The 13788-nt window shown below is 42.3% G+C and carries 9 protein-coding genes; 6 read left to right on the top strand and 3 right to left on the bottom strand.

From position 1 onward, the window contains the following. The first annotated feature begins 13 nt into the window (after positions 1 to 13). Entirely contained in the window at positions 14 to 850 is an 837-nt protein-coding gene (locus ACQFX9_RS12465) for an SWIM zinc finger family protein (RefSeq protein WP_427162295.1), read from the top strand. A 294-nt stretch (positions 851 to 1144) separates the two neighbouring features. Here ACQFX9_RS12465 and psbC read toward each other — a convergent pair whose 3' ends face one another. Continuing rightward, entirely contained in the window at positions 1145 to 2533 is a 1389-nt protein-coding gene (gene psbC, locus ACQFX9_RS12470) for a photosystem II reaction center protein CP43 (RefSeq protein ID WP_236140632.1), read from the bottom strand. Beyond that, positions 2517 to 3572: a photosystem II D2 protein (photosystem q(a) protein) gene (gene psbD, locus ACQFX9_RS12475; protein WP_427162256.1), complete on the bottom strand. Its 1056-nt coding sequence runs from the start codon at positions 3570 to 3572 to the stop codon at positions 2517 to 2519. The genes psbC and psbD overlap by 17 nt, the downstream gene beginning before the upstream one ends. Positions 3573 to 4169: 597 nt before the next feature. Between psbD and ACQFX9_RS12480 the strand changes: the two genes are divergently transcribed. The 3 genes from ACQFX9_RS12480 to ACQFX9_RS12490 all read left to right on the top strand — a co-directional run bounded on the left by ACQFX9_RS12480 (position 4170) and on the right by ACQFX9_RS12490 (position 7109). Beyond that, the gene (locus tag ACQFX9_RS12480; RefSeq protein WP_427162296.1) at positions 4170 to 4739 is read left to right on the top strand and encodes a photosystem I assembly protein Ycf4; all 570 of its coding nucleotides are present in this window, start codon (positions 4170 to 4172) and stop codon (positions 4737 to 4739) included. A gap of 316 nt (positions 4740 to 5055) precedes the next feature. Further along, complete coding sequence (locus ACQFX9_RS12485) at positions 5056 to 5847, top strand: peptidylprolyl isomerase (protein WP_427162867.1); 792 nt, start codon at positions 5056 to 5058, stop codon at positions 5845 to 5847. Positions 5848 to 5933: 86 nt separating this feature from the next. Next, complete coding sequence (locus ACQFX9_RS12490; protein ID WP_427162297.1) at positions 5934 to 7109, top strand: beta-ketoacyl-ACP synthase; 1176 nt, start codon at positions 5934 to 5936, stop codon at positions 7107 to 7109. A gap of 54 nt (positions 7110 to 7163) precedes the next feature. Here the strand turns inward: ACQFX9_RS12490 and ACQFX9_RS12495 are convergent, their stop codons facing one another. Next, on the bottom strand, positions 7164 to 10274 hold the full coding sequence (locus ACQFX9_RS12495) for a calcium-binding protein (RefSeq protein WP_427162298.1): 3111 nt from the start codon (positions 10272 to 10274) through the stop codon (positions 7164 to 7166). Between the two features lie 323 nt (positions 10275 to 10597). Here ACQFX9_RS12495 and ACQFX9_RS12500 point away from each other — a divergent pair, with 323 nt between their 5' ends. Together ACQFX9_RS12500 and ACQFX9_RS12505 are read left to right on the top strand one after the other, a co-directional pair. Further along, the gene (locus ACQFX9_RS12500; protein WP_427162299.1) at positions 10598 to 12007 is read left to right on the top strand and encodes a folate/biopterin family MFS transporter; all 1410 of its coding nucleotides are present in this window, start codon (positions 10598 to 10600) and stop codon (positions 12005 to 12007) included. Positions 12008 to 12173: 166 nt separating this feature from the next. Further along, complete coding sequence (locus tag ACQFX9_RS12505) at positions 12174 to 13673, top strand: carotenoid oxygenase family protein (protein ID WP_427162300.1); 1500 nt, start codon at positions 12174 to 12176, stop codon at positions 13671 to 13673. Positions 13674 to 13788 lie beyond the last annotated feature (115 nt).

Consider the following 13788-nt stretch of genomic DNA (forward strand, 5'->3'; position numbering starts at 1 on the left):
TTCGCAATTAATTATGACAAACACAACACTACAAGCAAGCCGGGAATGGTGGTCACAAAGATGGCTAGAACTACTCGATTCCTACCGCTTTAAAAAACGCTTAGAACGGGCGAGAAACTACGCGCGTCAAGGTAACGTTCTCAGCATTGAATTTAAAGGCGCGAAAGTATTAGCCAAAGTCCAAGGTAGCGAGGTCGAACCTTATAAAGTGTCCCTGTCTCTGGATTCTTTTAGCGATGAAGAATGGGGCTATATTATTGAAACCATGTCCAAAAAAGCTGTTTTCGCCGCTAAATTACTAGCAGGGGAAATGCCCCAAAATATTGAAGAAGTATTCACAGCTAATGGTTTGTCTCTATTTCCCTTCACTTTGGGTGATGTTCATAGTAAATGTTCTTGTCCTGATAAGGCTAACCCCTGTAAACATATCGGTGCAATTTACTATCAGTTAGGCGATAGATTCAGCGAAGACCCCTTTGTTTTATTCCAGTTGCGAGGCAGAACTAAAGAACAAATTATTAGCGATTTACGCCAATTACGGGGCGAAAAATTAGAAGTTAAAACAACTAAGAAAGATGATGGACAAAAACTAATTAATAGTCATCAATCTAGTGTCAGAATTGATGAATGCTGGCAATATAATGAGCCACTAGATTCTTCTTTAGTAGTGATTACACCATCAAGTAATGAAACTGTTTTAGATATGTTAGGTGCTATTCCTTTAGGCAAAACAGAGGATGATTCTATTAACTTAAATTCTAGCGACGTAGTGATGAAGTATTTAGAGACTCTATATAAAGATGTTAGCCAAAAAGCCATGTTAGCAGCAATGAATGTGGGTGGTAGTTAAGTTTTCTTTAGTCAACAGTCAACAAATTTTAGATTTTGGATACTTCGACAAGCTCAGTACAAGTTTTGGATTTTGGATTTTAGGGAACACCAAAAAATAAACTATACCAAATAAACAGCTTAGTAGGGTGCGTCAGTGCGAGAAAACCTAACTATACCAAGAGATTATTCATACTGACGCACCCTACAGTTTGGATATTTTTTTATCTAGAATTTCCCTAAAGAAAAAGGCTCTTGCTGTTACACAAGAGCCGCAAAAGCGTTCGATTGTCAGTGATGAATTAAAGTTTAGAACCTAGTCAAGATCATTCATGAACATTACTGGTTCATTCTCACGGTCAATACCTTTCTCGAAACCACCAGCAGCAGCACGAGCGCGACCAGCGTGCCACAAGTGACCTACGAGGAAGAAGAAACCTAAGACGAAGTGAGAAGTTGCCAACCACGCGCGAGGAGATACGTAGTTGAAGGAGTTAATTTCGGTAGCCACACCACCTACAGAGTTCAAAGAACCCAGAGGAGCGTGAGTCATGTATTCAGCAGCACGACGAGCTTGCCAAGGCTGAATATCATTCTTGATTTTTTCTAGGTCAAGACCGTTAGGCCCACGTAGAGGCTCTAACCAAGGGCCACGGAAATCCCAGAAGCGCATGGTTTCACCACCGAAGATGATTTCACCTGTAGGAGAGCGCATCAAGTATTTACCCAGACCTGTAGGGCCTTGAGCAGAACCGACGTTAGCACCTAAGCGTTGGTCACGAATCAAGAAGGTTAAAGCTTGAGCTTGAGAAGCTTCAGGGCCAGTAGGGCCGAAGAATTCGCTGGGGTAAACGGTGTTGTTGTACCAAACCATGCAAGAAGCAATGAAGCCCATTAAGGACAACGCGCCCAAGCTGTAGGATAGGTAAGCTTCACCAGACCAGATGAACGCACGACGCGCCCAACCAAAAGGCTTGGTGAAAATGTGCCAAATACCACCAGAGATACAGATTAAAGCAATCCAAATGTGACCACCGATAACATCTTCCATGTTATCTACGCTGACAATCCAGCCTTCGCCACCAAAAGGAGATTTGATTAAATAACCGAAGATGACAGCAGGGTTGAGGGTTGGATTGGTAATTACACGCACATCACCGCCACCAGGGGCCCAGGTATCGTAGACACCGCCAAAGAACATCGCCTTCAGCACTAACAGCAACGCACCACAACCCAAAATGATTAGGTGGAAACCGATGATGTTGGTCATCTTGTTTTTGTCTTTCCAGTCATAACCGAAGAAGGAAGAATACTCTTCTAAGGTTTCTGGGCCACGAACGGCGTGATAGATACCACCAAAGCCCAGGACTGCGGAAGAAATGAGGTGAAGTACACCAGCTACGAAGTAAGGGAAGGTGTCAAAAACTTCACCACCAGCACCCACACCCCAACCCAAAGTAGCGAGGTGAGGTAACAGGATTAAACCCTGTTCGTACATTGGTTTTTCTGGAACAAAGTGAGCGACTTCAAATAAAGTCATCGCTCCAGCCCAGAATACGATCAAACCAGCGTGAGCAACGTGTGCGCCCAGCAGTTTACCAGATAAGTTGATGAGGCGAGCATTACCAGACCACCAAGCAAAACCGGTGGATTCTTGGTCACGTCCGCCGCCCATGACGGCAGTTCTATTAGAGAGCGTTACCACGGGGTAGTACCTCTTCGGGGAATACAAATTTTTCGTGAGGCTGATCTTGAGGAGCCATCCAAGCGCGGATACCCTCGTTCAGCAAAATGTTCTTGGTATAGAAAGTTTCAAATTCTGGGTCTTCAGCCGCCCGCAACTCTTGGGATACGAAGTCATACGCCCGCAAGTTGAGTGCTAAACCAACGATACCCACAGCCGCCATCCACAATCCTGTAACGGGTACGAATAGCATGAAGAAGTGTAACCAACGTTTGTTGGAGAAGGCAATCCCGAATATCTGTGACCAGAATCGGTTGGCTGTCACCATGGAGTAGGTTTCTTCTGATTGGGTGGGGTTGAAGGCGCGGAAGGTGTTTGCGCCTTCGCCGTCTTCAAATAGGGTGTTTTCTACTGTGGCTCCATGAATCGCACACAGTAGCGCACCACCTAATACACCTGCTACTCCCATCATGTGGAAGGGGTTGAGGGTGAAGTTGTGGAACCCTTGTACGAATAGGATGAATCGGAAGATTCCTGCTACTCCAAGGCTGGGTGCAAAAAACCAACTAGATTGTCCCAAGGGGTACATCAAGAAGACGCTGACGAATACCGCGATGGGGGCTGAGAATGCTAGGGCGTTGTATGGTCTAATTCCTACTAGCCGCGCAATCTCGAATTGACGTAGCATGAATCCGATTAAGCCGAAGGCTCCGTGTAATGCTACGAATGGCCACAGTCCACCTAGTTGACACCAACGGGTGAAGTCGCCTTGGGCTTCTGGCCCCCACAGCAGCAATAGGGAATGTCCTAAGCTGTCTGCTGGTGTGGATACTGCTACTGTTAGGAAGTTACATCCTTCTAGGTAGGATGATGCTAGTCCGTGGGTGTACCAGGATGTGACGAAGGTTGTTCCGGTTAGCCAACCGCCTAATGCTAGGAAGGCGCAGGGGAATAATAATATCCCTGACCACCCTACGAATACGAAGCGATCGCGCTTTAACCAGTCGTCTAGTACGTCAAACCACCCTCTACTGGGGGCGCGTCCTACTGCGATGGTCATCTAACTAAATCCTCTTTTACTAAAATTGCAACGTTTCTAAGCAGAACCTTTGAGGAGTTTCATCCCGTAAGCGACTGCCGCGAGGAAATAACGTTTTTTTTGACAATTTCAGCAGTTTACCACTACTGAGTTTCTGAGATTCTGCTAATTATGAAAGTCAGCATTTCTCAGGCATATGTCGTTACACGTACCACAAGCTAGTTACCTAGCTTGTAGTAACTTAATGCTTCTTAACTTATCACATTGTTCGGGTTTTCGCTCAACCCACTTAGGGAAATCAAGTATTGATCACGATCCTACTAAATACTATCAATATCAGAAATTTTACAATCTGACACAACTTTTCTCAGAAATCTTATTTAGGGATTGGGGATTGGGGACTGGGGATTGGGGATTGGGGATTGGGGATTGGGCGAAGAGAGCAGGGGAAGCAGGGGAAGAAATATTAATGGCTGTTGACTATTGACTGTGGACTAATGACTAATGACTAATGACTAATGACTAATGACTAATGACTAAACATTAAACTTGCAAGACATCCTGTTAAAGTGGCAGACTTTTAGTGAAAGGGAAGCACTCACAGGCCAAGGTAGTTCAATGACTGGATCAACAACTGTTAACAAAGGCGATCGCCTTCTACATCAAAACGTCCTCGGTTCGCGTAGATTTAGTAACTACTGGTGGGCAACTATCGTGACAATGGGAGCTACAGGCTTTTTATTGGCAGGTCTATCCAGTTACCTAAAAGTCAATTTACTCATAGTTACCGACCCATCTCAATTAGTATTTGTCCCCCAGGGACTAGTCATGGGGCTTTATGGTACGGCAGGGCTGCTATTAGCATCGTATTTGTGGCTAGCTATCCTTTTGGATTTGGGCGGCGGCTACAACGATTTCAATAAGGAAACTGGTTACTTGAAAATCTTTCGCTGGGGTTTTCCTGGGAAAAATCGGCGGATTGAAATTGATTCCCGTATTCAAGATGTGCAATCTGTGCGGATAGAAATTAAAGAAGGGATAAATCCTCGGCGCGCGCTGTATTTGCGTGTTAAAGGCCGTCGTGACATTCCTTTGACACGGGTAGGACAACCATTACCATTATCAGAGTTAGAAACTCAAGGTGCAGAGTTAGCCAGATTTTTAGAAGTTCCATTAGAGGGACTTTAACTGAAAAAAGGCTCTCATGAAAAAGGCAAAGTGTTAAACCAATTCGCAATTCGCAATTCGCAATTCGCAACGATGCTCACGCCCCGCTCCGCTAACGCAATGGACTAACGTCCCGCTACGCTAACGCAATTATGTGTTGTAACGGAGATTTAAACCCCGCTACAACACTTGTGGCCTTATAGGAGAGGGGGATTTAAACCCCCAAATTTTGTTAATTCACATCAGGCGTAAATTAAAAATCGACACCTTTTGCCTTTTTCCTTTTGCCTTTTGCCTTTTTAATGGCTAAGATACACTGGTTGAGTCAGTAATGGCAATGCGGTTAAAAGTTTCACAATTTTTTGTTGCACTTGTGATAGTTGGTGCTTTGATGTTGGGGGGCTGTTCTACACAGCAGGCTAGTTCCACTACCTCCCAAACATCAACAACAGCCGAAACAACCACGAAAACAACCACTGAAGCAACCACTGTATCTAATAATACAAATGAGAGTGTTCCAGGTATGAAAGATTTACCCCGTCTTGAAGGTAAAGCTACCGTGGTGATGACGGTCAACGGCTCGCCGATTACTATCGAGGTAGACGGTACAAATGCTCCCATCACAGCTGGTAACTTCGTCGATTTAGTTCAAAAGGGCGTTTACGATGGTTTAGTGTTCCATCGTGTTGTACGTGATCCCCAGCCGTTCGTAGTGCAAGGTGGCGATCCTCAAAGTAAAGAAGGCTCAAATGTTCCTGCTAGCAGATGGGGAACAGGCGGTTACATTGACGCTGTAAGTAAGAAAGAACGTTATATACCCTTAGAAATCAAACCCGAAGGGGAAGCTAGCCCACTTTACAGTAAAACATTTGAGCAAGCACGCATTACTAAAGCACCTCAATTAAGACATAAACAAGGCGCGATAGCTATGGCGCGATCGCAAAACCCTGATTCTGCATCTTCTCAGTTCTATTTTGCGCTAGCAGATTTAGGATTTTTAGATGGTAACTATGCCGTATTCGGTTATGTCACCGATGGTTTTGACGTAGTTAACAAAATTCAGCAAGGCGATCGCATCACTTCTGCTAAAGTCACTCAAGGCGGCGAAAACTTGAAAGTTGGACAATAGGGATTGGGGACTGGTGACTGGGGATTGGGAATAGACACTACATCCCCTATACCCTTACACCCTTACACCCCTATACCCTTTTTGAAATGGTTGAAGTTGTGATCACTGGTATTGGTTTAGTTTCTGCCTTGGGTACAAGCCTAGAGGGGAGTTGGCAGAAATTAATTGCTGGTGAGTCTGGAATTAAGCTACATCAACCGTTTCTGGAGTTAGAACCACTACCTTTGGGTCTAATTGGTCAACAACCAGCTAGTTTAATAATGCTTACTCAGTTGGTTGTTGATGCCGCAATCAAGGATGCTGGTTTATTGACAAAATTACCAGATTGTGCAGTAGTAATTGGCTCTAGTCGTAGCCATCAAGCATCCTGGGAAAGATTGGCGAGGAATAGGTATACAAAATCTCTCAATCAAGAATCATTTGTAATCGGGGAAAGATTAGAGGATTGGTTAGAGACTTTACCTCACATGAATGCGATCGCATCTGCTAGAAAAATTGGTGCAAAGGGGATAGTTTTAGCACCGATGGCTGCTTGTTCTACGGGAATTTGGGCAATTTCGCAAGCCGCATTATTAATTAAAACAGGACAATGTGAAATAGCGATCGCAGGCGCAACGGAAGCACCTATTACACCCTTGACTATTTCAGGGTTTCAACAAATGGGTGCTTTAGCTAAAACTGGCGCGTATCCTTTTGACTTGCATCGAGAAGGGTTAGTTTTAGGCGAAGGAGGGGCTGTATTTGTTTTAGAATCAAAAGCATTAGCCCAAAAACGTCAAGCCAAGATTTATGGTGAAATTTTAGGTTTTGGGTTGACAGCAGACGCACATCATCCCAATCAACCAGACTTAGAAGGAAAAAGTGCGATCGCAGCTATTAAACAAGCTTTAGAACGCAGTCATCTAAACCCTCATGATATAGATTACATTCATGCTCATGGTACAGCTACCCAGCTAAATGACCAGATGGAAAGTAATGTGATCAAAAAATTATTTCCCTATACGGTAGCAGTTAGTTCCACTAAGGGAGCTACAGGCCATACACTAGGAGCATCGGGAGCTTTAGGATTAGCTTTTACGTTATTGGGGATGCAACACCAAATTTTGCCTCCAAACATAGGATTAAAGCAATCAGAATTTGACTTGAATGTTGTTCGCACCGCGTATCATTGTCAAATTCGCCAAGCATTATGTTTGAGTTTTGGTTTTGGTGGACAAAATGCGGTGATTGTGATTAAGAAAAATTATTCATTAGGGGTGTAAGGTTTTAAGTGTGTAAGGGTGTAGGGGTTGAAGGAAGCAAGCTACAGTCCTGATTCAAATAAATTCTATCTGTGAATTAGGAGAAAATCCATTAGGAAGATTTTCCAGCGTAGCAAATTTGTTGCCTTCAAAAAACAAACTACCAGTAGAGGCATCGTAGCTAAAATTATTAATATCAGTAGTGCCGAATATCACCTGATAAATCTGGATTTTATCACCTTCACTAATATTAAAGTCTTTAATAATATCTACCCCCTCAGCTACATTATTAAAGACAAATTTATCTTGACCTAAACCACCGGTGAGGATATCGTTACCATCACCACCCATTAAAGAGTCGTCACCATCACCACCAAGCAGAGTATCATTATCACCTTCTCCCATGAGAGTGTCGTTACCACTCCCGCCTGTTAAAGAATCATTGCCGAAGTAACCCCAAATGTAATCATCGCCACTACCACCATTGAGATTATCGTCGCCTTCATATCCATCTAGAAAATCATTACCACCGTTACCTATTAACAGGTTATTTTGATTGTCTCCGACGATATCATCACTTTGATTTGAGCCTTTGACAATATCAAAGTTTTCTACGGCAAATGATTTAATTCCAGAAAGACTAATAACATCGAAAAACTGATAGTTAAGATTCACATTAATTGATGTATTGGAGTCTGCTGTGGAAGCATCAATAATGTTACTACTGGCATTAGCGTTAACAACAACTCTTTCTATGTTGACTAGTTTATCTTCACCTAGACCGCCATCTTTTTGAATCACACCAGTTTGTAAGAAAGTGATATTTTTGGTGATTTGGCTATAGTCGGCGGTGTCATAGTCTCCTCCTCCATTTAAGGTATTGTTACCACTACCCCCATCAAGGCTGTCATTCCCATATCCCCCATTAATAATGTCATCGCCACCATAACCAAACAATTGATTATCTTGACTATCACCCGTGAGAAAATCAGCCTGATTTGTCCCTTTAACATCATCAAAATTCACCACAGTCCAAGATTGAGAACCATTGACAGTGATAATTTGATTAGCAAGATTGGCATTAATTGAGGTGATAGTAGTCAGTGAGGAAACATCAATAGTATTGTTAGCTGTCGTGGCATCAGCGATGATTGTCTGAATGTCAGTGAGTGTATCTGTTCCTAAAGCACCTTTCTTGATAGTGTTATTTGGAACAAAAGTAATACTTTGACCAAGTTGACTGTAATCAGCACGATTGTTACCAGTCCCACCATCGAGAGTGTCATTACCACCACTTCCTCGGATAGTGTCATCACCACCATTACCCAATAACTGATTATTGCCAGTATTGCCAGTGATGGTGTCATGACGACTTGTACCTCTAATATGATCAAAGTTGACCACGCTGAGAGTTTTCACACCACTGCTATCAGTCACAGTTAAAGTTTGAGTTTGCAAATTAGCATTGATGCTGGCGTTATCTCCCCATGTGGACGCATCGATGATGTCGTGTAAATAACTGCTGTTAGCAATAATCTTTTCGATGTTGAGGATTTGGTCTTGTCCTGATGTGCCTTTGTCGATGCGGTCAATGGCTGTGAGAATGATTTGTTGATAGCGTTGACTGTAATCTGCGGTATCTGTCCCACTTCCGCCATTGAGGATGTCGTTACCTGCACTCGCCTCTAAGATATCTTCGTTTGCACCACCGTCAAGGATATCATTGCCATCTTCACCATTGAGGATGTCTTTTCCATATCCCCCTTCTAGGATGTCGTCTCCACTTCCGCCTTTGAGGATGTCGTCGTTTTCTCCTCCCATGAGGCGATCGCTTTGCGCTCCTCCGTACAAGATATCATTGCCGTAACCGCCATCTAATATGTCTTCTCCTGTATCTCCGTAGAGGATGTCATCTCCATATCCTCCCTCTAGGATGTCGTTGCTGTAACTTCCTATTATTGTGTCGTTCCCATTTCCTCCATACAGACTGTCGTTCCCATATCCCCCATTAATAATGTCATCGCCACCATAACCAAACAATTGATTATCTTGACTATCACCAGTGAGAGAATCAGACTGATTGGTAGCCTTAACATCATTAAAATTCACCACAGTCCAAGATTGAGAACCATTGACAGTGATAATTTGATTAGCCAAATTGGCATTAATTGAGGTGATTGTATTCAGTGAGGAAACATCAATAGTATTGTTCGCTGTCGTAGCATCAGCGATGATTGTTTGAATGCCAATCAGTTGGTCTGTACCGAGATTAGATTTCTTGATAGTATTATTTGGCACAAAAGTAATACTTTGACCAAGTTGGCTGTAATCAGCACGATTATTACCAGTCCCACCATCGAGAGTGTCATTACCACCACTTCCTCGGATAGTGTCATCACCACCATTAGCAAATAACTGATTATTGCCAATATTACCAGTGATGGTGTCATTACGACTTGTACCTCTGACATGATCAAAGTTGACCACGCTGAGAGTTTTCACACCACTGCTATCAGTCACAGTTAAAGTTTGAGTTTGCAAATTAGCATTAATGCTGGCGTTGTTTCCCCATGTGGACGCATCAATGATGTCGTGTAAATAACTGCTGTTAGCAATAATCTTTTCGATGTTGAGGATTTGGTCTTGTCCTGATGTGCCTTTGTCGATGCGGTCAATGGCTGTGAGAATAATTTGTTGATAGCGTTGACTGTAATCTGCGGTATCTACTCCACTTCCACCATTGAGGATGTCGTTACCTGCACTCGCCTCTAAGATATCTTCGTTTGCACCACCATCAAGGCTATCATTGCCATCTTCACCATTGAGGATGTCTTTTCCATATCCCCCCTCTAGGATGTCGTCTCCACTTCCGCCTTTGAGGATATCGTCGTTTTCTCCTCCCATAAGGCGATCGCTTTGCGCTCCTCCGTACAGGCTATCATTGCCATAACCGCCATCTAATGTGTCTTCTCCTGTGTCTCCATAGAGGATGTCATCTCCATATCCTCCCTCTATGATGTCGTTGCTGTAACTCCCATTAATTGTGTCGTTTCCATTTTCTCCATACAGACTGTCATTCCCGTATCCCCCATTAATAATGTCGTCACCGTCATAACCGTAGATTTGGTCATCATCACTATTACCGATGAGAATGTTATTGAGAGAATTACCTTTAATTAGTCCCATGTTCAAAAATGGTGATTGTGTAACTTCTGATTTCAGCCAACTTTGTGAAGACAGATTTATGAAGTTTGATTAAAAATTAACAAATTCAACATGAAGTTAACATATGTGATATTCAATCAGCAAACATCACCGAATGTGCTAGCAACTAGTTAGCAAATACACCAACAATGAAAACATCTAAGAAAAATCCCCAATCCCAGACAAAGTAAAAAAAGAATCTTTTTCTTTTTTTACCTTTTGCCTTTTACCTTTTGCCTTTATCCCCAATCCCCCAGAAATCGATATGATATAAAAGTCGATAAAACTTCAAAAATATTCACCAAATGCTGATTCACTCCTCTGGCTTATCCAAGGTCAAGGACTCAGTTACAGAGAAAATCTTCTTCGGTAATGAACCCAGTGCTGAGTTAATCGCCATCCTGACTGTTTACTTTGTCCAAGGAATTTTAGGATTGGCACGTTTAGCCGTCAGTTTTTTCCTGAAAGATGAATTATCACTGAGTCCGGTTCAGGTATCGGCACTGTTGGGAGTTGTGGCCTTACCTTGGATTATTAAGCCAATATTTGGTTTCATCTCAGATGGTTTACCTATATTCGGCTATCGTCGCCGTCCCTACTTGATACTATCGGGGATACTAGGTGCTTTATCTTGGGTGAGTTTGGCGACCATAGTTAATGATAGATGGAGTGCTACAGTAGCGATCGCCCTTGGCTCTCTATCCGTAGCCGTTAGTGATGTAATTGTTGACTCATTAGTTGTAGAACGTGCCAGGGTAGAATCCCAAGCAGATGCCGGTTCACTACAGTCATTGTGTTGGGGTACTTCAGCATTAGGTGGCTTAATCACAGCTTACTTTAGCGGCTTACTACTAGAACACTTCACCACCCGCACTGTATTTTTGATTACAGCCACATTTCCCTTGATTGTTTCCTGTGTCGCTTGGTTAATTGCGGAATCGCCAGTTACTAAGGATAGAAGCGAAAACACAGACAATCTCAGCCTCAAAGAACAACTAGCACAGCTACGTCAAGCCATTACGCAAAAAAGCATCTGGCTACCAACAGCATTTGTCTTTATTTGGCAAGCTACACCCACCGCCGATGCAGCCTTTTTCTTCTTCACTACCAACGAACTTCACTTTGAACCAGAATTTTTAGGTAGGGTGAGGTTAGTAACCAGTTTTGCAGCTTTAATTGGGGTGTGGATTTTCCAACGCTTCCTCAAAAGTGTGCCATTTAGAGTTATTTTCGGCTGGAGTACAGTCATTTCCGCCGTTTTGGGTATGACAATGCTACTGTTAGTCACACACACTAACCGCGCATTAGGTATAGACGACCACTGGTTTAGTCTAGGTGATAGCCTAATTCTCACAGTCATGGGACAAATCGCCTATATGCCGGTGTTAGTCCTAGCAGCCAGATTATGTCCGCCTGGAGTAGAAGCGAGTCTATTTGCTTTATTAATGTCAGTGTCCAATTTAGCTGGAATGGTTGCCTACGAATTTGGCGCGATTATTATGCACTGGCTGGGAATTACTGAAAGCAATTTTGATTCATTATGGCTGTTAGTCCTAATTACTAATCTCAGCACTTTGCTACCATTACCCTTTCTAAATTGGCTACCAGCAGATGATGCAAAAATCGAGACAATCAACGCTGAAACAGCCAAATTAGTTCCCAGTTTAGTTTCTGAATTAAGCCTCAAGGAAATACAATCAGAAACCGTTGAGTAAGGAAAATTGCAATTTTACAATCTACCAGAGTTATTAACTCTAACTTTTATGAAAGTGCAGAGTGAATTTACAGATGTGATGTGTCGCATCTGTAAATTATTATGGAAAAATCGCTTAAAAATATATTCTTTGGAAATCTCCAACAACAATTAATAACTATCAAAATATGCAAGCTTTTCAAAATCCACAGTCAGAATTTTTAACTAGATCCTATAGATTAGAAGATTGGCAAGGCGGTTATGAATCTCTTCAAGAAGAGTTCGACTACTGGATTGATGATATAGAAGGAGAAATCCCGCCACAATTACAAGGGACATTATTTAGAAACGGCCCAGCATTGTTTGATATCAATGGTCAGAAAATCCATCATCCTTTTGATGGTGATGGGATGATTAGCCGCATCACCTTTACTAATGGTCGCGCTCATTTCCGCAATCGTTTTGTCAGGACAGAAGGATATTTAGCAGAACAAAAGGCAGGTAAAATTCTCCATCGTGGTGTATTTGGTACGCAAAAACCAGGAGGTTGGTTAGCTAATATCTTCGATTTTAAAATCAAAGAAATTGCTAACACTAATATTATTTACTGGGGTAATAAACTATTAGCTTTGTGGGAAGCCTCTGAGCCATATATTCTTGACCCATATACGTTGGAAACTTTGGGTAAAGAATACTTTGATGGAGTGTTATCTAAAGGTAAAACATTCAGCGCACATCCCCGATTAGACTCTAGTTGTATTCAAGATGATGGCGCACCTTGTTTAGTTAATTTTGCTATTAGACCAGGCCCATCAACGACAATCAAAATTTTTGAGTTAAATCCAGCAGCTAAAGTAATTAGAGAATATACTCATCAAGTTTCTGGATTTTGTTTTATTCATGATTTCGTCATTACTCCACATCACTGTATTTTCTTTCAAAATCCTGTTGTTTTTAATCCCTTACCTTTTGTTTTGGGTATACGTGCTGCTGGAGAATGTATTAAGTTTCAGCCTGAGCAGAAAACTAAAATTATAGTTATTCCTCGTTTTCCCGGACAAGAAAATTCCGAGTTAAAAATTTTAGAAACACAATCAGGTTTTGTCTTCCACCACGTTAATGCTTTTGCTCAAGGAGACGAAATTTTTATTGACTCAATTTGTTACGATACCTTAGCAGAAGTAAAGCCAAACAGCGATTTCCGCCAAGTTGATTTCGCAGCTAGTTCTCCTAGTCAAATTTGGCGATTTCATGTCAATCTTCAAGATGGGACAGTCCAACGTCATTTAATTGAGAGTCGCTGTTGTGAGTTTCCCAGCATACATCCTGATTACGTAGGACGCGAACACAGATATATTTATTTAGGTGCGGGTCATGCAGCTAATGTCAACGCACCACTACAAGCAATACTCAAGATAGATTTACAGTCTGGGGACAGACAACTTTGGAGTGCTGCTCCCCGTGGGTTCGTTGGTGAGCCAATTTTTGTACCGCGTCCAGACGCACAAACAGAGGACGATGGCTGGTTACTAGTGTTGGTTTATGATGCTGCTTACCATCGCTCAGATGTGGTGATTTTAGATGCTCGTGATTTGGAAAAAGGTGCAATCGCTAAACTACATCTCAAACATCATATCCCCTACGGTTTGCACGGCAACTTCACCTCACAAATTTTTACACCACATTGATCCCCTAATTGTTTCTCTCCATAGGTTCTAGTCAAAACCCACGTTTGGCTAGAACCTGTATTTTTTTAAACACAATATAAAAATGTAACAAAAACTACAAAATTCCCATATTTCT

Origin of the sequence: Aliinostoc sp. HNIBRCY26 (genome assembly GCF_050235535.1) — a bacterium.
GTDB lineage: Bacteria > Cyanobacteriota > Cyanobacteriia > Cyanobacteriales > Nostocaceae > Trichormus.

Excerpts from the sequence above, each read along its gene's own strand:
- ACQFX9_RS12500 (WP_427162299.1), top strand. The coding sequence starts at position 10,598 with ATGCTGATTCACTCCTCTGGCTTATCCAAGGTCAAGGACTCAGTTACA.
- ACQFX9_RS12505 (WP_427162300.1), top strand. The coding sequence starts at position 12,174 with ATGCAAGCTTTTCAAAATCCACAGTCAGAATTTTTAACTAGATCCTAT.
- psbD (WP_427162256.1), bottom strand. The coding sequence starts at position 3,572 with ATGACCATCGCAGTAGGACGCGCCCCCAGTAGAGGGTGGTTTGACGTA.
- ACQFX9_RS12485 (WP_427162867.1), top strand. The coding sequence starts at position 5,056 with ATGCGGTTAAAAGTTTCACAATTTTTTGTTGCACTTGTGATAGTTGGT.
- ACQFX9_RS12465 (WP_427162295.1), top strand. The coding sequence starts at position 14 with ATGACAAACACAACACTACAAGCAAGCCGGGAATGGTGGTCACAAAGA.
- ACQFX9_RS12480 (WP_427162296.1), top strand. The coding sequence starts at position 4,170 with ATGACTGGATCAACAACTGTTAACAAAGGCGATCGCCTTCTACATCAA.
- ACQFX9_RS12495 (WP_427162298.1), bottom strand. The coding sequence starts at position 10,274 with ATGGGACTAATTAAAGGTAATTCTCTCAATAACATTCTCATCGGTAAT.
- ACQFX9_RS12490 (WP_427162297.1), top strand. The coding sequence starts at position 5,934 with ATGGTTGAAGTTGTGATCACTGGTATTGGTTTAGTTTCTGCCTTGGGT.